Origin of the sequence: Gabonibacter chumensis (assembly GCF_024741215.1) — a bacterium.
In the GTDB taxonomy this organism is placed as follows: domain Bacteria; phylum Bacteroidota; class Bacteroidia; order Bacteroidales; family Marinifilaceae; genus Gabonibacter; species Gabonibacter massiliensis.
In genome coordinates this window covers 1-20,775 of sequence record NZ_JANSKB010000008.1, presented here as the reverse complement: position 1 = coordinate 20,775, position 20,775 = coordinate 1, and the positions used below count along the sequence as shown (strand labels likewise).

Sequence of the window (20,775 nt, the reverse complement as noted above, 5' to 3'; positions counted from 1 at the left end):
CCTAAACTGTACAGCCATGCGAAAAACAAGCATCAAGATTATACTCAGAGGATGGAAACAAAACAAAATATACACGTTCATATCCATCGTCAGCCTTATCGTCGGATTGACGGCAAGCATGCTGCTTGCAGGATTCGTCATGCATGAATACCGGATTGCCCAAGCTATCCCGGCAAGTGAAAAATGTTACCTCATCCAAACAAAAGAAGAAATATCCTATAACACTCTTTTTTCGGGAGAGATCGCCGATTACCTGCAAAGAAGTTATCCGGAGATCGAATCCCATGCTGTTTTTCGAAACGAACCCGTAAACCTCTTTCCGGGAAAAACAGAGATTCCTTACGAACAGGCTTACTCCGTGATACCCGAGACCGTAGATTTTTTTCATTTTAGAATGTTGTCCGGAGACCTGAAATCCACTCTCGCCCATGAAAATGAAATAGCCGTTACCCGCTCTTTCGCCCGGAAGTACCTCGAAAAAGAAAATCCTGTCGGGAAAACGCTACGCCTTACCCGCTATGCAATTAAAAATATAGAAGGCAAAATAACTTATATTCCGGTAGAAGAGGAATTCCGTATCACCGCGGTCATCGACGACCGTCAAAAGACGTTCCTCTCCTTCGGGATATTATGGGGCATTGCCGAAAATAAAATCAACGAAGCTCAGGGATCGAGTCAATTCTACGCTTTCGTTAAACTAAACGAGTCGGTCAACCCGCAAACCTTTCAGCAAAAAATCAGTCAGGATACCCTGATTCAAAATTTAAATGCCAACAGGGGTAAGGTCGTATTAAAACCGAGCAATCAACTCTACTTCTCGGAAAAATCTTATCTCTACTATAATGAGCTGATCGATAAACGGGATCCGACATTCATCTACACGAGCCTGAGTGTCGCCCTTCTTATCCTGATCGTATCCTGCTTCAACTATATCAACATCTATATGACCCGCACGTTCAAACAATTACAAAATACCAGTATCCAACTGGTACTCGGGGAATCGAAAAACGGCATTTACAAGCAATTGATCGGAGAATCTGCCATGCTCACCCTTCTCTCTTCGGGTATCGCCCTGATGCTTATTTACAGGTTACTCCCCGTCTTCAACAGTTTTGTCCAAAGCGATATGCAAATATCGGACTTCCTATCCGGACAAACCCCGTTGATATTGCTTTTTCTGTTAACGGTGATTATATCTATCCCTGTCATTTACATCAGTTTAAAACTGAAAGACAGCCTGTTAAGTCCTATTTTAAAACGAAAACTCTCACGACGGAACCGACTGACCCGGAACATTGTTATCGTACAGTTCTCCCTCTCCATTATTCTGTTTATTCTAATGTTTAATATCCGGAACCAAATGAACTATATCGTTCACAGCCGCCCTCATTCGGAAGAGATTATAGCGTTACACGGGGGAGTTTTTTTTCTGGAAAAAGGAGAATTCCGGAACTTCAAGGAACAACTCCATGCCCTACCGGAAATCCTGTATATTACAGGTTCGGCCATGCATCAGAATTTTACCTACTCTCGAAAAGATACCATCATCAACATAACCGACGCAGACGATTCATTTTTCGAATGCTATGATATTCCACTCGCGGAAGGAAAAGGATTTTCCCCGGGCCCCAAAGCCTACCACGAGGCCATCGTGAACGAATCTTTTGTCCGGAAAATGGGATGGCCGACTCCCATCGGGAAAACGTTCACCTACGATTACAATGAAAGGTATACAATTATCGGGGTCATTGCCGACTATGCCACGAATAAATTCACCGAAGGCATCAAACCCATGCTGATCCGCTATTCACCCGACGGCTCCAGCCGCCTTACCATCCGGATAAAAAAAGGTTCCCGGGAAGTAACCGAAACCAAACTTCGGGAATTATGGCAAAGCAACTACCCGACTTTCCCTCCACTCCTCACGCAGAGCATGGAAGAGATGTACCTGGAATTTCATCGGGAAGAAGTCCGGATCATGGAAACCCTTACGGTTTTCTCCTGGCTAAGCATCCTACTGAGTGCCCTCGGTCTCTTCGGACTGGCGTGGTTCTCCGTGGAGAGCCGACAAAGGGAGATCGGATTAAGAAAGATCAACGGAGCTACCGAAAATCAGATCGTTATATTACTATGCCGGAAATTCATAAAATGGATTCTGATCGCTTACGGAATCGCTATCCCCATCGGCTACTACTTTTCAGAGCAATGGCTCACCCGATTTATTTATAAATCTTCCCTCTCGCCAAGAGCCTTTATCATGGCCGGGCTCTCCGCCTTGGCAATCGGCCTGTTAACGGTAATCTGGCAAACCGTCAACGCCGCACGGGAAAATCCGGTAAATGTCCTAAAGGGGAACGAGTAATAACTCTCGTCTAATATAATTTATACCTGTTTTATGGAAAGCCCGATCCGTTTTCTGACTTTATCCACCTGAATCACTTTGACGCTCACATGTTGATGCAAGGAGAGGATCTCCGTGGGATTCGAGATAAACTGATCGGCAATCTCCGAAATATGGACCAGACCGTCCTGTTTTACACCGATATCCACAAAAGCTCCGAAATTAGTCAGGTTAGTCACGATACCCGGTACGACCATTCCTTCCTGAAGATCATCGATGGAATGAATCCGCTCGTCAAAACTAAACACCTTTGCCACAGACCGGGGATCCCGTCCCGGTTTTTTCAACTCCTCGATAATATCTTTTAGGGTAGGCAAACCGATCCGTTCGTCCACGTAGCGATTCAAATCGATTTTACCGCATGCCTCTTCATTTCCGATCAAAGACTTCAGGGGAAGTCCCAAATCTTCTGCCATCCGTTCTACCACAGCATAGGATTCGGGATGGACAGAAGAGTTATCCAACGGATATTCCGCATCGGCTATACGCAGAAATCCGGCACATTGCTCGAATGCCTTCTCCCCCATTCGTTTCACCTTCTTTATCTCTTTGCGGCTTTTGAACGGACCGTTCTCTTTTATGTATTCTATGATATTTTCCGCCAAAGCAGGTCCCAAACCGGAAACATGTGTCAAAAGGTACTTACTGGCCGTATTCACATTTACACCTACCCGATTTACGCAAGACTCCACCACCCGGTCTAAACTCTCCTTCAACTTCACCTGGTCGACATCATGCTGATATTGTCCCACGCCTATCGATTTAGGATCTATCTTTACCAATTCGGCCAAAGGGTCCATCAACCTACGCCCGATCGACACGGCTCCGCGAACGGTTACATCATACTGGGGAAACTCGTCCCGGGCTATTTTAGAGGCCGAATAGACGGATGCCCCGCTTTCACTCACCACGAAAACCTGAATCTTACGGTCATAACGCAGATTTTGTATAAAACGCTCCGTTTCCCGTCCTGCTGTACCGTTCCCTATAGCGATAGCCTCTATTTTATAAGCACTCACCAATTGGGTGACCTTATTAGCCGCCTGTCGTACTTCGTTTTGAGGCGGATGCGGATAGATGGTTTCGTTATGCACGAGGTTTCCCGTCCCGTCCAAGCAAACCACCTTACAACCGGTACGGAATCCCGGATCAATACCCAATACCCGCTTACTGCCCAACGGGGGAGCTAACAACAATTGGCGCAAATTTTCGGCAAAAACGTTAATAGCCTCTTCATCGGCTTTTTGCTTGCCTGCTACACTGTATTCAGATTCGATGGAAGAGACGAGTAAGCGTTTATAACCATCCCGTACAGCCTCCCTCACCTGCTCCGCACTCTCGTTCCTGGCTTTTACGAATTGCCTTTCCAACGCCTCTACGGCTTCTTGGTCGGGAACACCTATGCTTACCTTCAAAATACCCTCGCTCTCTCCCCTCCGGATAGCCAACATCCGGTGAGACGGACAACGACGTAAACTCTCCGCGTAATCGAAATAATCCTTATATTTTTCTCCCCCCTCCTCTTTTCCTTTTATCACTTTAGAAGTAATCGTCGCTTCCCGGTCAAAAAAACGCCGGGTCGTATTCCGTGCCCGCTCACTTTCACTGACCCATTCGGCTATAATATCCCTCGCACCCTGCAACGCCTCTTCCTCATTCTCCACCTCTCCTTTCACGAAACGGGTAGCTTTCGTCCATACCTCTCCCCCCTCCTGTTTCATCAACATGGCGGCCAAAGGCTCCAGACCTTTCGCTTTTGCTTTGGAAGCCCTGGTTTGTTTTTTAGGTTTATAAGGAAGATAAATATCTTCCAATTCCCGAAGTTCCCGGCAACTCTCAATCGTCTTCCTCAGTTCGGATGTCAGCTTTTCCTGCTGTTCGATACTATCGAGCACCGTCTTTTTACGCTTCTCCAATTCTTTAAACTGCCCGTAAATCTCCTGTACTTTTCCGACCCCCACTTCATCCATACTTCCGGTCATCTCTTTCCGGTAACGGGAAATAAACGGAATCGTCGCTCCTTCATCCAGCAGATTCAACAAATTTTCCACGTATCGACCGCCGAAGCCACTCTTTTCCGCTACAAACACAACAGGATCTATATAATATTCCATAAATTCGTATTTTAATCCGCTAATATACGGCTTCTCCACATTTATCACTATCTTTAAACCGAAAAAATAGCGAATCATCGTATGATTGAAATCAAAAATATAACTAAAAACTACGGAGAGTTAGAAGTATTAAAAGGCATCGACCTGACGATTAAGGAGAAAGAAATTGTCACTATCGTGGGAGCCAGCGGAGCAGGAAAAAGCACGTTATTACACATTCTCGGTACGTTGGATACGCCGGATCGGGGGGAACTCTATTACGACGGCATTAATGTGGCGAAACTCTCTTCCAACAAACTTTCCATCTTCCGCAACCAAAACATAGGTTTCGTGTTCCAATTTCATCATCTGCTACCAGAATTTACAGCCTTGGAAAACGTGTGTATACCGGCATGGATCAAGGGAGAAGGAAAAAAAGAAACGGAAAAACAAGCACTGAAACTCTTAACACTTTTAGGGCTGTCCGACAGAATCCATCATAAACCTAATCAGCTTTCCGGAGGCGAGCAACAACGGGTTTCCGTGGCCAGAGCCCTGATCAACCGCCCCAAAGTGGTATTGGCAGACGAACCCTCCGGTAACCTGGACACCCAAACCAAAAACGAATTGCACCAGCTCTTTTTCTCTTTACGGGAAAAATTAGGACAGACATTCGTGATCGTCACCCACGATTCGGAATTGGCAGCCATGTCGGATCGACAAATAAAATTACGCGACGGGAGAATCACTTCGGATTAAATCTTTCCGTTTATTTCACGTACTGCAAAAAATGGCTCAAACCTGTTTGTGATTTCACGCATTGTTTTTACATTTGTCAATTAGAAAATAAAATATTTATTCATTAATCAACCTTTAAATGAAGTATACTGAAGAGTTAGACAAAGTGAGTTATTGTTTCGGACTAAGTATTGCAAGTAACCTCCTTTCATCCGGTGTTAATCAAATAAATACGGAAGCGTTTGTAGATGCTTTACGTAGTGTATACGCTGGCCAGATGCCTGAAATCACCCCGGAAGAAGCCAATCAGATTTTACAGACTTATTTTGAAAAATTACAGAACGAAAGAGGAAATGCGGCAAAAGAAGCCGGAGCTTCCTTTTTGAAAGAGAATAAAACAAAAAAGGACGTCATTACCCTGAATAGCGGCCTGCAATATAAAGTGATCTCCACCGGAAACGGAGCAATCCCCAAAGCGGGAGACACGGTTAGATGCCACTATGAAGGACGTTTGATCAACGGTACCGTATTTGATTCCTCTTACCGCCGCGGAGAACCGGCAGAATTTCCCGTAAACGGGGTAATTCCCGGTTGGGTGGAAGCTTTACAATTGATGCCCGTGGGTTCCAAATGGCAATTATTTATCCCGTCAGAACTGGCTTACGGAGCACACGGGGCAGGACAAGCCATCGGTCCCAACGAGACTTTGATTTTTGATATAGAATTACTGGATATCGTATAATTTTAATTAATAAAACTATGAATACTAAGAATTTGATCTTAATGTTATCTGTTGTTGTTCTCGGTTTTACCAGCTGTTGTAACAACGCGACAAAAACTACCGCTACTTTAAAAACAGAAGCTGACACGGCATGTTATTATATCGGTTATATGAACGGTACCATGTTAACCAGAAACGGTTTGGATAAACCAAACGTAGAGGCTATTATTGCCGGTATGAATACCGCTTTACAGAAGAAAAAAGCTCCGGCAGACTTAATGGAAATGCAACAATTCCTCGGTAACTACATTCAAAAAGTTATGACTGCAAAAGCTGAAGAGACTTTGAAAAAAGGAGAAGCTTTCCTGGCTGAAAACGCCAAAAAAGAGGGCGTAAAAACAACCGAAAGCGGCTTGCAATACAAGATCGAAAAAGAGGGTACAGGTGCGATTCCGTCCGACACAAGCATCGTGAAAGTTCACTATAAAGGAACCTTTATTAACGGAGAAGAATTCGATTCTTCATACAAACACAACAAACCCGCGGAGTTCCCGGTAAACGGTGTCATTCGCGGATGGACTGAAGCATTGAAGATGATGCCCGTAGGTTCCAAATGGACGCTTTATCTCCCTTCCAAATTGGCTTACGGCCCGAGAGGGACGAACGGCGGCCCCATCGGTCCGAATGAAGCATTGGTCTTCGAAGTTGAATTACTCGAGATCGTTTCCCCTGCCGCAAAGTAAATAATTTATCACGCTGTATGAAAATAAGTAACAAGCCCAAATGAATTGGGCTTGTTTTAATTATAAAGATATGAACTACGAAGTTGTTGGAAAATTAATTTATAAAGAAGATACCCAAAAGATTAGCGATCGTTTCCAAAAACGGGAATTTGTCATTGAGGTGGAAAACGAGAAAAACTCCCAATGGAACGATTTCGTGAAAATCCAATTGATACAGGATAGATGTGACCTGCTTGAAAACATCCACCTGAACGAAGACATCAAAGTCTATTTCAACCTGAGGGGAAGAAAATGGGAAAACAACGGACAAATCTCCTATTTCACCAATCTCGAAGGGTGGAGAATCGAAAAAATCCAGGCCGAGCCGCAAATGGCCGGTACCCCCGCTCCCCAATACCGGGTGGAAGATATCCCTCCTATGCCGGAGGCCGACGATCTACCCTTTTAATTGTAGATTGTAGATTTTAAATTATAAATAAACTGACGGGAAATCCCGTCAGTTTATTTTTTAAATTACAGAATATCGAAATCTTAATTCCAATCACAGAATCATTATATCACTCAATCACAGAATTTTTTAATCTACAATTGTCAATTGTACATCATTTGTCCTATCACAACCAATAACGTCAAAAGCAACGTACTTAAAGAAAGAAATCTTAATTGAGGATCGAGGGCTCTCCCTTTTCCATAATACACTTTCGCCAAATGAATTCCAAACAGGGGTAAAGTTAATGTAAAAAGATACCCGAACCAGCCGTTAGAATGCAAAATAGTATACAGGACCATACAAACGAGAGCCATTACGATCATGATAAAATGGTATATTTTTGCTCCTCTTATTCCCAACATGACGGGAATCGTTCGTTTTCCGCAAGTTTCGTCATTTTCCATATCCCGGATGTTATTCATATTCAATACCCCGGTGGAGAGAAGCCCGATTGAGACTGCCGGAAAAAGGGCAATCCACGGCAAACGGCCCGCCATGGCAAAATAACTACCCAAAACACTTACTATCCCGAAAAAGATAAAAACGAACAAATCGCCCAAGCCACGGTAACCGTACGCATGATCCCCCACCGTATATTTCACGGCAGCCACAATAGAGGCTCCTCCGGCAACGAACAAAATAATACTTTTCAGATCCAACAGATCCCCAAAAGCATCGTATACCAACAAACTTCCGGTAACGACCGCCATACCTCCGAAGAACAACATGGCCCGGATCATCTCCCGTTTACTCAACGCTCCGCTCTGTGCGCTTCGGATAGGCCCTAACCGTCTTTCGTTATCGGTTCCCTTCTCCAGGTCGCCCACCTCGTTAGCCAAATTGGAGAGTATTTGTAACGCCATTGTCGTCACGATCGCCCACGCGAAAGCCCACGGCCTAAAATAACCGTCACTCGCGGCCAACATAGCTCCCAATAAAACGCCGGATACGGATAAAGGCAATGTTCTTAATCGAAGACTTGTAATATAGGCTTTACTCTTAGACATTTTCTCCTCCGTACTCAAAGACCTCTCATCGAATTAATTTCAATTCATGTTCTCCGATCTCCACCCGGCGTTGCTTAAGCAATCCGCCTACTGCCTTTTTGTAGTTTTTCTTACTGCAACCGAACAAACGATAAATATCTTCCGGCGCACTCTTGTCGGAGACGGCTAAAACCCCGCCGTTCTCTTCCAACTTGGTCAAGATCAATTGAGACAACCGATCCACTTGCTGGTGACCGTCATTCTTTTGCAGGATACAATCGATTTTCCCGTCTTCCCGCAAATTCTTTATATATCCCGTAACCCGTTCACCCACGGTCAAAGGTTGAAAAATTTCGTTCCGATAGATCACGGCCTCGTGTTTGCCGTTCACGACGACACTATATCCCAAATCGGTCCGCCGGGCAATCAAAAGCTCTACCTCTTCTCCTTCCTTGTAATCCGCCGGCTCTTGATTTAAAAACTTATGCCATTTCGAAGAGGCCACGATGCGGTCGGTCACCTGATCTACGTAAACATAAACCAAATACTCCCTCCCCACAATCATATTTTCTCGTTGTTCCCGAAACGGCACCAATAAATCTTTACGCAATCCCCAATCTAAAAAAGCACCTACCTTACTCGTTCCTACTACCTTCAACAAAGCAAAATCACCCACGATGGCTTTGGGTTTATTCATGGTCGCGATAATCCGGTCCTCCGAATCGAAATAGATAAAAACTTCCAACTCATCCCCCTCTCTGACCTCTTTAGGAGCATTCTCACCCCGCGGCAACAAAATCTCGCCCCAATACTCCCCTCCATCCAAATACAACCCGAAATCGACCTCTTTAACGACCTTCAATATATTATACTCTCCTAACTTTATCATCTCTCGTTATTTATTTGGGTACAAAGATAGGAATTAATTATAAATTGTAGATTTTAGATTGTAAATTAAAAATTCAGCACCCGATTTACAATCTAAAATCAATAATCGTCAATCACTTAATCACAGAATCACTTAATCACAAAATCACTTAAATGCCCTCTCCGCTAATCCCGGTCCGTTCAGTTTGAGCTTATCGAAATACTCCGGGACAGGGCGGCCCATCAATTTATCCACGTACATCTTGGCGATATATTGCGACAACATAAACCCGTGCCCGCGCATGCCGACAAACAACCCCAACTCGGGATCGACGATATAACGGGGTTCCGTGTAATAACCAGACCAGGTAGCCTGAATCCCGACCCCGGCCAAATCGGGAATCCAATCCACAAAGAATTCCCCGATAATCTCCAAAAATTCTTTCGTATTCAACATCAAGTCCTTATCCGTTCGCAAAGCATCCACCCGCGGAGAAGCACAACCGATAATCTGTCCCGTATAAGCAATCTGTTGACCGTAAACGGCCGAGAAACCTTTGTACTCTTGTCGATCGATCAGCATATCCAAACTATTCCCGTTTTTTCCTAACATCGGTAATCGACGGGTTATAAAAGCTTGATGCCTTACGGGATAAAGTCCCGCCTGAATACCCAAGCTCTCACAAATCTTTCCGGCCCCGGCTCCCAAGGCATTTACGAAATTCTCGGTTCGGAATTCCACGTATTTTTTATCGTGAGTCAATACCAAGACAGAATAGGTAGAACCTTCGCGAGCCACCTCGATCACCTTACAATCTTCTATGACTCGGCCTCCGGCAGCTATCCCGATATTGCGTATCAACTCAACCACCTTCCCCGGGGTCGCTTGCCAACAATTATTCGTGATCAAAGCTCCTATATAACGTTTGGATTTCGTGCTAAATGCCGGAGAAATCTCTTTTTTGAAATCTTTCGGATCGACCATATAAGCATCGGACCATGCCTTACTGGCTTCCAATGCGTTATAGGTAGCTTCATCGTGAGCGAGATTCACGTAACAGGTAGCCTTGTAATCGATATTGGATATTCTTTGCAGATCCTTAAATAACTGATGATTACGTTCAGCGATTTCTGCTAATTCCGGTAAAGAGAATGCCGTACGACCTCCCCCGATGTTTCGCCAGGAAGATCCCCGATCCGCATTTACCAGAACAGGATTCATTCCCGCTTCCGCCATATAACGGAACAAAGCACTTCCGGCGATACCTCCTCCCGCTATCAATGCCCCTACTTCAACTTTTTTAAAACCTTCCCGATTGGCCACCAAATAAACATCCCCGGCTTTAGAAGGATAGATTTCACCTAAAGTCAACGGATTGGATAACGGTGCCCGCGGTGTGGCATCCCCGACAATTTCAATTCCTTTGGCCCTTAATGCCGTCCTCAAACGCGGGATACAGCGTTTTCCCCGGCAAGGTCCCATAGCCAGATGGGTAGAATGCTTTATCTCGTCGATAGAGATAAAAGTACGATCGCCGACGATCTGCAAAACGTCGTCCAAAGTCACATCGTCACAATGACAAATAAAAGTAGCCTCTTTCTTATCCTTCAACAAAGGCTCCATCTTCAAATTCTCGGGGTAACGATTCTTTACGACGAAACCTCGAACTTTTACCAACTCTTCCCCGTGAATATCCAATGATCTTACCCTGACTATATTGGTTTTATTCGGTTTATGCAACACTTTCTCGATGATTCCCGATCCTAACTTTTCCCCGTAATTGTTAACTAAATATACCTCTTCCTTTTCCGCCACCTCATATTCGATAGGTAAGAAAAGGGTATCCTTACGCATATCATACCCGAATATGGCTAATCCGGGACATTGATACACACATTCCATACAACCGATACATTTGTCATAATCGACATAAGGAACTGTAAAAGTAGCCTCTTTTGTTATCGCTCCGTGAGGACAAGCAAAAGAACACGGATTACAGGCAAAACCATACAAACAATCCATCTGCACGAATCCTCTTTGCTTCATTCTCGTAAGATCCGGCAAACGTGGTTCCTCCAATACTCGTACCGGATGCTGCTGCGAATCGATATACTCTTTGGATAACACCAAATAATCATCGTAATTGATCCGGACTCCCAAATCGATCATGATTTCTACCGCTGCCTGTTTACCGCGAAGCACGGCACTCGTTCCCTCCCCAATTCTTACCGCATCCCCGGCGGCATAACAATTAGCGCCGAATACAGCTTTACCCTTTGTCAATAATTGATTATCCGGTATCAATCCAGTACAGATATTAATAACATCTATTCCGTCCAATATCTTTTCCGTACCCGGCACCGGTTTGAAATTTTCACATTCGGCGATGACAGCTCCGGTGACGCCGGTATAATCGGCATTGGGAATAGCTTTTAATAACATATGAGACGTCATGATGGGAATCGCCAACCGACGTACCCGATTCGCCTGCACGGGAAACCCGCCCTCCTTCGGCATAGCTTCTATGATGGCTTTCACGTGGGCTCCTGCCTGCATCAGTTGGTAGGAGGTAAGATAACCGATATTCCCGGCTCCCACGGTCAGCACGTTTTTTCCCAACAACGTAAATTCATTGTTCATCATTTTCTGAACCACGGCTGCCGTATAGACGCCCGGCAGATCGTCATTCTCAAAAGCAGGCATAAAAGGAACGGCACCCGTGGCCACAACTAAATAATCCGCATCGACAAAGAAAACCGTGTCTGTCTCTAAATTTTTCACAGCTACCCGTTTCCCTTCCAAAATATCCCACACGGTTGAGTTCAGGTAAATGCCATCCATATTCTCTCCGGCCAGAGTCTTCGCGATATCGAATCCCCGCATCCCTCCAAACCGTTTCTCCTTTTCGAAAAAGAAAAATTGATGCGTTTGCATATTAAACTGTCCACCGATCTTGTCGTTATTATCGATAACGATATTATCAACTCCCCGTTTTTCAAACTCCTCTCTAACAGCTAAGCCAGCTGGCCCGGCGCCGACAATCACTACCGTCGTACGTAATATTTTCCGGGATGCCTCGGGAGCTGCCTCCTTTATTTTAGCCATCTCTCCGGAGGCAATCTCCCGCACCTCTTTCACCCCATCTACCTTCGTCACGCAAATCCGCTTTACTTTTCCGTCTACCAACATCTCACAAGCACCGCATTTTCCAATGCCGCAAGCCAACGAACGTTTACGCCCATCCAAACTATGACTATGTACCGGATAACCGGCTTGATGAAGAGCTGCCGCAATCGTTCCTCCACACTCCCCCTCTATTTTTTTCCCGTTAAAAGTAAAAATTACTTTATCACGTTTGGGAACATCTAAAATCGGATGATGATTAATTTTTGACATAAGATATAGGTTTTAGTAGGTTATTTTTCATTATATCCTTGGCAATGTATTCTATTACAAACAAAAAAAAGCTGACTTTCGTCAACTTTTTAAAATACGCGCTAAATTTCTTCCGCCTGTTTTATAAAAAACTTATCCCGTCTATATCCAAATATAAAGATCCTCACGTTACTTTCTCAAAACTGAAATTTCCTTCCACTCCCTGCGCATCGACACTTACTCCCATAATGGTGACATCATCAACCAGCACCCCGAACCAACTGTCCAATTCGTAATAAATTTCATGTTCCGAATGAATAATATCTACCTCCACCGCATCCAACTTCACCTTATGTTCCTCGATACGCCCTTTTAAAAATTCTTGCAGCATATAAGGTTCTTCTTCCTTCGGTTTATCCGTAAATATGATCCGGCCCGAGAGTTCACTTCCTTCCTGCTTTAAAAACAACTCCCCTTCCGTAATACCGTAACCGTAATTTTCCCTATATTTCCATTTACCCGTTAAATCAATCATAATCATACGATCTGGACTTTTTTTATTTATCTGTTTTCTCCCGTCTCTTGGCCTCATTCCAATACCCATCCATCTCCTCCAAAGACATATCGGCAAGTTTCACTCCCGATTCGTTTGCCTTACTCTCCATGTAAGAAAAACGACGAATAAACTTCCGATTCGTCTTCTCCAATGCATCTTCCGGATTAATACCGTATAAACGGGCGGCATTGACCAAGGCAAACATAAAATCACCGAATTCCTCTTCCATTTTTTCCGTATCTTCCCGTTGCATCTCCGCTTGTAACTCATCCAGCTCCTCTCTTACCTTTTTCCATACATCTTGCTTTTGCTTCCAATCGAATCCAACTCCCCTTACCTTATCCTGCACCCGAAAAGCCTTAATCATTGCCGGAAGAGCAGACGGGACTCCTTCCAACACCTTATGGTGCCGACTTTTCTCCTTCAATTTCAACTGCTCCCAATTCCGCAACACATCATCCTCATTCTCCACCTGTACCTCCCCGTATATATGAGGATGCCGGTAACGCAATTTCTCACAAATCTCTACCAACACATCCTCTATATCAAATTGCTGTTGCTCCTCACCGATACGAGCATAAAAAACAATGTGCATGATCAGATCTCCCAACTCCTTCTTTACCTCCTGCATATCCTTTTTCAGGATTGCATCCCCCAATTCATACACCTCTTCCACCGTCAAATTTCGTAAACTCTCCAAGGTCTGTTTTTTATCCCAGGGACATTTCACCCGTAGGGTAGCGATGATATCCAACAAATCGGCAAAAGCCTCTTTTCTCTTTTCAATATCTTGACTCATTACAATTTAAAATTATTAATAACGGCTTCCTCAAAACCTCGAAATTCTCTCGGACAAGGCCGTGAATCCTTAATGGATAAACCCCATTTTTATTTTCAATTCTCGATTGTTTTAACTACTTTGCACCTGCAAAAATAAGTTATTTATTTTAATTTCACGATGGAGAGAAGAATAAGTATCGGAAACATTGATCCCATTGACTTTTACGGCATTAATAACGCAAAATTCATTACACTCAAGGAGTTTTTCCCCAAATTAAAAATCACAGCCAGAGGTGACGAAATCATCGTTCAAGGAGAAGAAAAAGATATCGAAATCTTAAACGCCAAGGTAAACGCCTTACTGGAACATTATAACAAATACAATATGCTGACGGTCGCCAACCTGAAACGAATCATCCTGGAAGACGACGTTATTGAAGATCCGGAAGATCCGGCATCTATAATCGTTTTCGGAAACGGGGGAAAAATTATCAGGGCAAGAACAGCCAATCAACGCAAATTAGTAGACCTCTCCAAAACCAACGACCTGCTCTTTGCTACCGGTCCCGCTGGATCAGGGAAAACATACACGGCCATAGCCTTAGCCGTAAAGGCATTACGCAATAAAGAAATAAAACGGATTATACTCAGCCGACCGGCTGTTGAAGCAGGAGAAAGTTTAGGATTTTTGCCGGGAGATATGAAAGAAAAAGTAGATCCCTATCTCCAACCCTTGTACGACGCTTTGTCCGATATGATCCCGGCTCGGAAGTTAACCGAATATTTAGAATCCGAAGTCATTCAAATCGCACCTTTGGCCTACATGCGCGGCCGCACTTTAAACGATGCCTTTGTTATTTTGGACGAGGCTCAGAATACGACCCGCAATCAATTGAAAATGTTCCTTACGCGAATGGGAATCAGTGCTAAATTTGTCATCACGGGAGACATGAGCCAAATCGATCTTCCGAAACAAAACGATTCAGGTCTGATTCATGCTTTCAAGATACTAAAGGACATCAAGGGCATCGCCTTTGTAGAATTCGACACGAACGATATCGTTCGCCACCGTCTCGTAAAAGAGATCGTGAAAGCTTACAACAATGAAAAAAAATCCATATAACAGATCATTAAAGCGAATAACATGGAAGCGATTGTAAAAACAAATTTCAAATTTCCGAAACAAAAAAATCTATATGTCGGAAAAGTTCGGGATGTATACAACATCAATGACGAATACCTGGTCATGCTCGTCTCCGACAGAATTTCTGCTTTTGACGTGGTCCTGCCCAAAGGGATTCCTTGCAAAGGACAAGTATTGAACCAGATTGCGGCGAAATTTCTTGATGCCACTTCCGACATTGTTCCCAACTGGAAAATCGCCACTCCGGACCCGATGGTAACAATCGGCCACATGTGCGAACCGTTCAAGGTGGAGATGGTTATCCGCGGTTACCTGGCAGGCAGTGCATGGAGAGAATACAAAGCCGGGAACAGAACGCTTTGCGGGATAAAACTCCCCGAAGGAATGGTTGAAAACCAGAAATTTCCCTCCCCCATTATCACGCCGACGACCAAAGCCATGGAAGGCCATGATGAAAACATATCCAAAGAAGAGATCATCGCCAGCGGTTTGGTCAGCAAAGAAGACTACGAAATGCTCGAAAAATACACGTATGTTCTTTTTCAAAGAGGCTCGGAAATGGCGGCTAAAATGGGACTTATCCTCGTGGATACGAAATACGAGTTCGGAAAGAAAAACGGACAGATCTTCTTAATAGATGAAATCCACACACCGGATTCATCCCGTTATTTCTATGCTGACGGATATGAAGAAAGATTAGCAAAAGGAGAAAAACAACGCCAGCTTTCCAAAGAATTCGTTCGCGAATGGCTGATGGCAAACGGCTTTCAAGGAAAAGAGGGGCAACAAGTACCTGAAATGACTCCGGCGGTGGTGAAAAACATTACCGACCGGTACATCGAACTTTATGAAAACATAACGGGAACCGAATTCAGCAAGGCCGAAAATACAAACATACTGGAACGAATCGAGAAAAACGTGAACGAGTGCCTCGATAAACTGTTGAAATAAAAAATATTCAAACAATGCAAACCCCGAAAGTCAGATATCGAAACTTTCGGGGTTTTATTCTTCCTGATTCATGATTTACTATTGAATGCTGCTCTTACCCTCTTTCAATCGTCAACTCTTCTCCAATCACTGAATCACTGAATCTTATAATCATTATATCTCAGCATCTTTTAATTTACCATTTTAAAATAGCATACGGTACCCGTTCCAATGGGTTATTTCAATGCATCGAGCAATCCTTCAACCCCGTCTTCCAAAAGGTCCAACACCAACTCGAAACCGGCCTCCCCACCATAATAAGGATCCGGTACTGCCGTTCGACAGGAAAAATGCCGACAGAAATCGGTCATTTTATGTATTTTCCCCAACTCCTCCTCCGTATCGGCCAAAGCGCGTAAATCCCGGATATTTTGATCGTCCATACCGATGATCATATCAAATTCTTTAAAATCGGCCGGAGGATAAAATTTACGGGAACGACTGGTCAACTCGTAACCTCTGTTTTCAGCATGCTGTCGCATCCGCTCATCTGCCGGTTCTCCGGAATGCCATCCGCTCAATCCGGCGGAGTCGATAAAAAATCGATCCTCCCATCCTCTCTCTTTCACATAATACTTCATTACCGCCTCCGCACTCGGAGAACGACAGATATTACCCAGACAAACAAAAAGAATCTTTTTCAATTGAAATTCAAGAATCTTAAGTAGACACTATCAAATTAAAATTCAGAAATCAGCAGATACGAATTCAATCTCTCGATCACAAAATCATTGAATCACGGCATTCCTTACAACTTACAATTAAATCATTCGGCTTAACTAAACAGAGAATCGACAAACTCTTCCCGGTTAAACACTTGCAGATCTTCCATTTTTTCTCCTATACCGATATATTTCACCGGTATCTTAAATTGATCCGAAATACCGATCACGACCCCCCCTTTAGCCGTTCCATCCAATTTGGTTATGGCCAATGCATTTACTTCTGTCGCTAACGTAAATTGTTTTGCCTGCTCGTAAGCATTTTGTCCGGTGGAGCCATCCAACACCAATAAAATCTCATGAGGAGCATTCGGTATTACCTTCTGCATTACCTTTTTAATCTTTGTCAACTCGTTCATCAAGTTGACTTTATTGTGTAAACGTCCTGCCGTATCGATTATGACCACATCCGCATGATCGGCTTTCGCCTTGCTCAACGTATCGTAAGCAACAGACGCCGGATCTGCTCCCATAGCCTGTTTTACAATAGGTACTCCGACCCGCTCGGCCCAGATGACCAACTGATCGACGGCAGCAGCCCTAAAGGTGTCGGCAGCACCCAATACCACGGATTTTCCGGCTTCTTTGAACTTATTGGCGAGCTTACCTATCGTAGTTGTCTTTCCGACCCCGTTCACCCCAACAACCATCATCACGTAAGGTTCGTCTCCCGGCGGTAAATCGAATGAATTGTAATCCGATACGTTATTCTCCTTCAAAAGATCCACGATCTCTTCTTTCAAGATCCTATTCAACTCTTCTACACCGACGTATTTATCTCGTTCGACCCGTTCTTCAATCCTGCGAATAATTCTGACAGTAGTCTCCACTCCTACATCCGAAGTAATCAAAACCTCTTCCAGGTTATCGAGAACTTCATCGTCCACTTTCGATTTTCCGACTATTGCCCGAGAAAGCTTTTTAAAAACGCTCTCTTTTGTCTTCTCTAAACCTTTATCAAGGCTCTCTTTTTTCTTTTTATTAAATAAACCGAATAATGCCATTTCCCAAATCTTGTTTCAAACCACGAATATATAAAATTAAAACCTATTCCCTACGCTCATCAATCATTTCTTCAATATCTGCTCAAAAAAGACCTGATCTTTGTAAGCCAACGCATCCAAAATCAAACCGCAGGTATAAGTCAAAGTTGCAATAACAAACAATGATCCGGCCAATATAGCCGAAGGAACCTTATATATATATTGGTAATCTATATACTCCATGATTACCGGGATACCGAAAATAAAAGACAGTATCATACAAAATAAGGCGATAACGGTAAAGAAACGCAAAGGTTTATAATGCCGATACATATTGAAAATACACATGATAACCCGAAAACCGTCAGAAAAAGTATTCAGTTTGGAGAAACTCCCTTCCGGTCTCTCAGAAAAGTCTATCGGTACCTCTACGATTCTGAAATATTTACTCAAGGCAAATATGGTCATTTCCGTTTCCAACTGGAACCCTTCGCTAATTACAGGAAAAGTCTTCACGAAATTCCGGCTGAAAACCCGGTATCCTGTCATAATGTCTTTCAAATCCGTACGAAAAAAGTAGTTAATAAAAAACTTAACCAAATTATTACCGAAACCATGGAAAGACCTCTTGTTTTCTTTAAAATAAGTACCGTTGCTCAAACGATCTCCGATCGCGATATCTGCCTCTCCCTTTTCAACGGGTTCCAACAGCGACTTAACCGCCTTGGCCGGATAAGTATCGTCCCCATCCACCATAATATAGATATCGGCATCGATATCCCGAAACATGCTTCTTACGACATTCCCCTTTCCCTGCCGATGCTCTTTACGTACGATAGCTCCCGCCGATAAAGCCTCTTCCACGGTATTGTCCGTAGAATTATTATCATACACATACACCTCTAAATCAGGTATTTCTCTTTTAAAATCATCCACTACTTTACGAATCGTTAATCCTTCATTATAACAAGGAATAAGCAAACAGGTTTTCATCATATTACTTTTTTTTGAGGATACTCCATATACAACAGGTTCGAGAAATTTTGTACCACTTTCGAAGTGGCAAAATAGAAGAGAAGTAAAGGCAAGAAATTAAAAAGTCCTCGCTTGTAACCATAACTGATATAACCTTCAAAAATATCAAGAGAAGGTACATCGATCTGATAATAGACCAACAAATAAATACACCACGCCGCAACGATCAACGACAAGGTAATTCCATTGAAAAACGACCACTCCCGTTTATACATCAGGTAAATCAGATTCAACACGAAAGCCGTGATCCCCAAATAAATAACCCAACCGTACAATTGAGAAGAAAAACTGATCTCTTCAACGATACGCATCATAAAGTCGAACTTACCCTCCAACTCTATAATTCCCAGCTTAAAAGGTTGTTGCAAATCAGAGGCTTTCAGAACGTATTTCAGATAGATTTCCCATGTTCCGTAAGCGACACAAGAAGGTATACCAAACCATAAACACCTCTTTACATTTTCCCGGGAAAACAACGACCGCTCCCGACATTCCCGTATCAGTCGATAAGCCAAAGCAAAACAACAGGGAATAAAGAATACAACCCCTTCCGTTCGTCCCCAGACACCCAAAGTCAAGGTAATAATACTGAGGGCAAAATAACGCTCTCCTTTACGATTAAACCAACAAATAAAACCGATCATTCCGATCAAAGTATAAATAGTTTGCGGCATATTCGTCATTAAGAAGGTCGATTGTGCCGCAAATTCAGGTGTTGCCAACAAAATCAATACCATCAACATCGATGATAACGGATTCACATAACGACGTAATAAACCGTAAAAAGAAAAGGCAATCGAGACATAATACAAGATGGGAATAATCTTTACCGACATTTCCCCGCAAATATATGCATAGGCAAAACTTAAAGGAAAAAGGGGAGGATAAATACTACGGTAAGAAACCAAACGATGGGCCGGATCGAAAAGAGAATTATGGAGCGTTCCCTCGTGGGCAATCGCCCGGGCTAAAAAATCATACCCGGCAATCGTATCGTAATGAATAGCAGGCCAGTATAAAGCCTTTACCGTTACCAGATAAATCAAATAGATCAATACTCCCGACAAAAATAAAACTCCGGCATTTTGTTTGTGTAAAAGTCTACTGATCTCTCCCTTACGGACGTACCGTTTTATAGGTGCAAAAATATCCTGATCTTTCTTGAAACAATACAAAAGAAAATATAAAAACGCCACCAATAAAAAAGTACCAGACAAAACAGTCCCGCGTATCAAAGAGATCCCCAAAACATCCATAAGAAACATCCATACCGTCACACATCCCATACCGATAGGAAAACCGAAACCTAATGTTTCCGATAACGACCATTCCCGGCTGATCAATCTCAAAACAATCATCCCTATCAAGTACACCGATACGATTGAAAATAAAGCTATCATAAATTATCTTTTTATGGGTATAACAGAAAAAGCAGGAGCGGTAGCCCAATCGACGCTATCTTTTACATATTCGTACCCATGTTTGTCGATAACGGCAATATGAGTCACTTCAGCCGGACACCCTTTCAAACTATCGGCATATATAATCTTACGAGGATATACAAAATAAGACGCCCATATCCTATTTCTCAAAGAAGCACTATTGGAGGGCTTATCTTTAAAAAGCTTAACATGTAAGAGCGTATCCTTCGGAGGAAACAGAATAACCGCATCCGGCGGAGTATTGGTCTTTAGAAAATGTAAATAATTAAAATTCGCTCCATGTTTAATCTCGTTCTTCTGCTCTGTACTCATCCGGGGGTAGCGTTTTATCATCTCCAGATTTCCCTTCAACATAGAAAAAACCCAATTATACCCGCCGTTATCGCGAACCGCAGTCTGTACGACAAAAACCATCAAAAATAAAGCCGCTATATTTTTAACTATAAAAGAAGTCGTATTATTCATTATATCGTCCTATTTTTGACAAAAATATTAAAAAAAATTGACAATTGAGAATTATAGATTAACGATTGGAGACAGAATGATAAGAGATTGAGAGATTAAATGGATTAGGAGATTAAATGATTGACGATTTTAAATTGTAGATTGAATTCCGTTTTTAATTTACAATCTAAAATCTACAATCTACAATAAAAAAAAAGCCACGATCTCTCGTGGCTTCTCCCTAAATTCGGCATCGACCTACTC

Annotated in this window: 18 protein-coding genes; 7 read left to right on the top strand and 11 right to left on the bottom strand. The window is 43.1% G+C overall.

Annotated features, from left to right (window positions below; all coding sequences use genetic code 11):
• The first annotated feature begins 16 nt into the window (after positions 1–16).
• Entirely contained in the window at positions 17–2,362 is a 2,346-nt protein-coding gene (locus tag NVS78_RS13440) for an ABC transporter permease (RefSeq protein ID WP_286359621.1), read from the top strand.
• 20 nt (positions 2,363–2,382) lie between these two features.
• Here NVS78_RS13440 and NVS78_RS13435 read toward each other — a convergent pair whose 3' ends face one another.
• Positions 2,383–4,515, bottom strand: a complete 2,133-nt coding sequence (locus NVS78_RS13435; RefSeq protein ID WP_286359620.1) for a Tex family protein — start codon at positions 4,513–4,515, stop codon at positions 2,383–2,385.
• 81 nt (positions 4,516–4,596) lie between these two features.
• Between NVS78_RS13435 and NVS78_RS13430 the strand changes: the two genes are divergently transcribed.
• From NVS78_RS13430 to NVS78_RS13415, 4 genes are all read left to right on the top strand, one after another.
• A complete protein-coding gene (locus tag NVS78_RS13430; protein WP_041504590.1) occupies positions 4,597–5,253 on the top strand; it encodes an ABC transporter ATP-binding protein in 657 nt (218 codons plus the stop codon).
• A gap of 118 nt (positions 5,254–5,371) precedes the next feature.
• Complete coding sequence (gene bamJ, locus NVS78_RS13425; RefSeq protein ID WP_286359619.1) at positions 5,372–5,974, top strand: BamJ family beta-barrel-assembly machinery protein; 603 nt, start codon at positions 5,372–5,374, stop codon at positions 5,972–5,974.
• A 17-nt stretch (positions 5,975–5,991) separates the two neighbouring features.
• Complete coding sequence (bamJ, locus tag NVS78_RS13420; RefSeq protein ID WP_286359618.1) at positions 5,992–6,696, top strand: BamJ family beta-barrel-assembly machinery protein; 705 nt, start codon at positions 5,992–5,994, stop codon at positions 6,694–6,696.
• A 70-nt stretch (positions 6,697–6,766) separates the two neighbouring features.
• Positions 6,767–7,144: a DUF3127 domain-containing protein gene (locus tag NVS78_RS13415; RefSeq protein WP_286359617.1), complete on the top strand. Its 378-nt coding sequence runs from the start codon at positions 6,767–6,769 to the stop codon at positions 7,142–7,144.
• A gap of 143 nt (positions 7,145–7,287) precedes the next feature.
• On the opposite strand, the gene menA is transcribed toward NVS78_RS13415, so the two are convergent.
• The 5 genes from menA to mazG all read right to left on the bottom strand — a co-directional run bounded on the left by menA (position 7,288) and on the right by mazG (position 13,770).
• Positions 7,288–8,193, bottom strand: coding sequence for a 1,4-dihydroxy-2-naphthoate octaprenyltransferase (menA, locus tag NVS78_RS13410; protein WP_286359616.1), 906 nt, complete (start codon positions 8,191–8,193; stop codon positions 7,288–7,290).
• 25 nt (positions 8,194–8,218) lie between these two features.
• Positions 8,219–9,061, bottom strand: coding sequence for a CvfB family protein (locus NVS78_RS13405; RefSeq protein ID WP_286359615.1), 843 nt, complete (start codon positions 9,059–9,061; stop codon positions 8,219–8,221).
• 144 nt (positions 9,062–9,205) lie between these two features.
• Positions 9,206–12,436 carry an FAD-dependent oxidoreductase gene (locus NVS78_RS13400; RefSeq protein WP_286359614.1) on the bottom strand — a complete coding sequence of 1,077 codons (3,231 nt, stop codon included), beginning with the start codon at positions 12,434–12,436 and terminating at the stop codon, positions 9,206–9,208.
• Between the two features lie 163 nt (positions 12,437–12,599).
• The gene (locus tag NVS78_RS13395) at positions 12,600–12,956 is read right to left on the bottom strand and encodes a hypothetical protein (RefSeq protein ID WP_286359613.1); all 357 of its coding nucleotides are present in this window, start codon (positions 12,954–12,956) and stop codon (positions 12,600–12,602) included.
• Positions 12,957–12,972: 16 nt separating this feature from the next.
• On the bottom strand, positions 12,973–13,770 hold the full coding sequence (gene mazG / locus NVS78_RS13390; protein WP_286359612.1) for a nucleoside triphosphate pyrophosphohydrolase: 798 nt from the start codon (positions 13,768–13,770) through the stop codon (positions 12,973–12,975).
• A gap of 159 nt (positions 13,771–13,929) precedes the next feature.
• Here mazG and NVS78_RS13385 point away from each other — a divergent pair, with 159 nt between their 5' ends.
• Positions 13,930–14,874 carry a PhoH family protein gene (locus NVS78_RS13385; protein WP_286359611.1) on the top strand — a complete coding sequence of 315 codons (945 nt, stop codon included), beginning with the start codon at positions 13,930–13,932 and terminating at the stop codon, positions 14,872–14,874.
• 21 nt (positions 14,875–14,895) lie between these two features.
• Positions 14,896–15,846 (top strand): phosphoribosylaminoimidazolesuccinocarboxamide synthase, encoded by a 951-nt coding sequence (locus NVS78_RS13380; protein WP_286359610.1) that lies wholly within the window; start codon positions 14,896–14,898, stop codon positions 15,844–15,846.
• 215 nt (positions 15,847–16,061) lie between these two features.
• On the opposite strand, the gene NVS78_RS13375 is transcribed toward NVS78_RS13380, so the two are convergent.
• The 5 genes from NVS78_RS13375 to NVS78_RS13355 form a co-directional block, all read right to left on the bottom strand.
• Entirely contained in the window at positions 16,062–16,529 is a 468-nt protein-coding gene (locus tag NVS78_RS13375; RefSeq protein WP_286359609.1) for a low molecular weight protein-tyrosine-phosphatase, read from the bottom strand.
• Positions 16,530–16,660: 131 nt separating this feature from the next.
• The gene (gene ftsY, locus NVS78_RS13370) at positions 16,661–17,611 is read right to left on the bottom strand and encodes a signal recognition particle-docking protein FtsY (protein ID WP_286359608.1); all 951 of its coding nucleotides are present in this window, start codon (positions 17,609–17,611) and stop codon (positions 16,661–16,663) included.
• A 63-nt stretch (positions 17,612–17,674) separates the two neighbouring features.
• Positions 17,675–18,586 carry a glycosyltransferase family 2 protein gene (locus NVS78_RS13365; RefSeq protein WP_286359607.1) on the bottom strand — a complete coding sequence of 304 codons (912 nt, stop codon included), beginning with the start codon at positions 18,584–18,586 and terminating at the stop codon, positions 17,675–17,677.
• Entirely contained in the window at positions 18,583–20,025 is a 1,443-nt protein-coding gene (locus NVS78_RS13360) for a glycosyltransferase family 39 protein (protein ID WP_286359606.1), read from the bottom strand. The genes NVS78_RS13365 and NVS78_RS13360 overlap by 4 nt, the downstream gene beginning before the upstream one ends.
• A gap of 3 nt (positions 20,026–20,028) precedes the next feature.
• Positions 20,029–20,532 (bottom strand): hypothetical protein, encoded by a 504-nt coding sequence (locus NVS78_RS13355; protein ID WP_286359605.1) that lies wholly within the window; start codon positions 20,530–20,532, stop codon positions 20,029–20,031.
• Positions 20,533–20,775: the final 243 nt, after the last annotated feature.

Bases quoted from the DNA above. Each gene is read 5' to 3' on its own strand.
- NVS78_RS13355 (WP_286359605.1), bottom strand. From the start codon at position 20,532: ATGAATAATACGACTTCTTTTATAGTTAAAAATATAGCGGCTTTATTT.
- bamJ (WP_286359618.1), top strand. From the start codon at position 5,992: ATGAATACTAAGAATTTGATCTTAATGTTATCTGTTGTTGTTCTCGGT.
- NVS78_RS13365 (WP_286359607.1), bottom strand. From the start codon at position 18,586: ATGATGAAAACCTGTTTGCTTATTCCTTGTTATAATGAAGGATTAACG.
- ftsY (WP_286359608.1), bottom strand. From the start codon at position 17,611: ATGGCATTATTCGGTTTATTTAATAAAAAGAAAAAAGAGAGCCTTGAT.
- bamJ (WP_286359619.1), top strand. From the start codon at position 5,372: ATGAAGTATACTGAAGAGTTAGACAAAGTGAGTTATTGTTTCGGACTA.
- NVS78_RS13415 (WP_286359617.1), top strand. From the start codon at position 6,767: ATGAACTACGAAGTTGTTGGAAAATTAATTTATAAAGAAGATACCCAA.
- NVS78_RS13400 (WP_286359614.1), bottom strand. From the start codon at position 12,436: ATGTCAAAAATTAATCATCATCCGATTTTAGATGTTCCCAAACGTGAT.
- NVS78_RS13440 (WP_286359621.1), top strand. From the start codon at position 17: ATGCGAAAAACAAGCATCAAGATTATACTCAGAGGATGGAAACAAAAC.
- NVS78_RS13360 (WP_286359606.1), bottom strand. From the start codon at position 20,025: ATGATAGCTTTATTTTCAATCGTATCGGTGTACTTGATAGGGATGATT.
- mazG (WP_286359612.1), bottom strand. From the start codon at position 13,770: ATGAGTCAAGATATTGAAAAGAGAAAAGAGGCTTTTGCCGATTTGTTG.
- NVS78_RS13435 (WP_286359620.1), bottom strand. From the start codon at position 4,515: ATGGAATATTATATAGATCCTGTTGTGTTTGTAGCGGAAAAGAGTGGC.
- NVS78_RS13395 (WP_286359613.1), bottom strand. From the start codon at position 12,956: ATGATTATGATTGATTTAACGGGTAAATGGAAATATAGGGAAAATTAC.
- NVS78_RS13380 (WP_286359610.1), top strand. From the start codon at position 14,896: ATGGAAGCGATTGTAAAAACAAATTTCAAATTTCCGAAACAAAAAAAT.
- NVS78_RS13430 (WP_041504590.1), top strand. From the start codon at position 4,597: ATGATTGAAATCAAAAATATAACTAAAAACTACGGAGAGTTAGAAGTA.
- menA (WP_286359616.1), bottom strand. From the start codon at position 8,193: ATGTCTAAGAGTAAAGCCTATATTACAAGTCTTCGATTAAGAACATTG.
- NVS78_RS13405 (WP_286359615.1), bottom strand. From the start codon at position 9,061: ATGATAAAGTTAGGAGAGTATAATATATTGAAGGTCGTTAAAGAGGTC.
- NVS78_RS13385 (WP_286359611.1), top strand. From the start codon at position 13,930: ATGGAGAGAAGAATAAGTATCGGAAACATTGATCCCATTGACTTTTAC.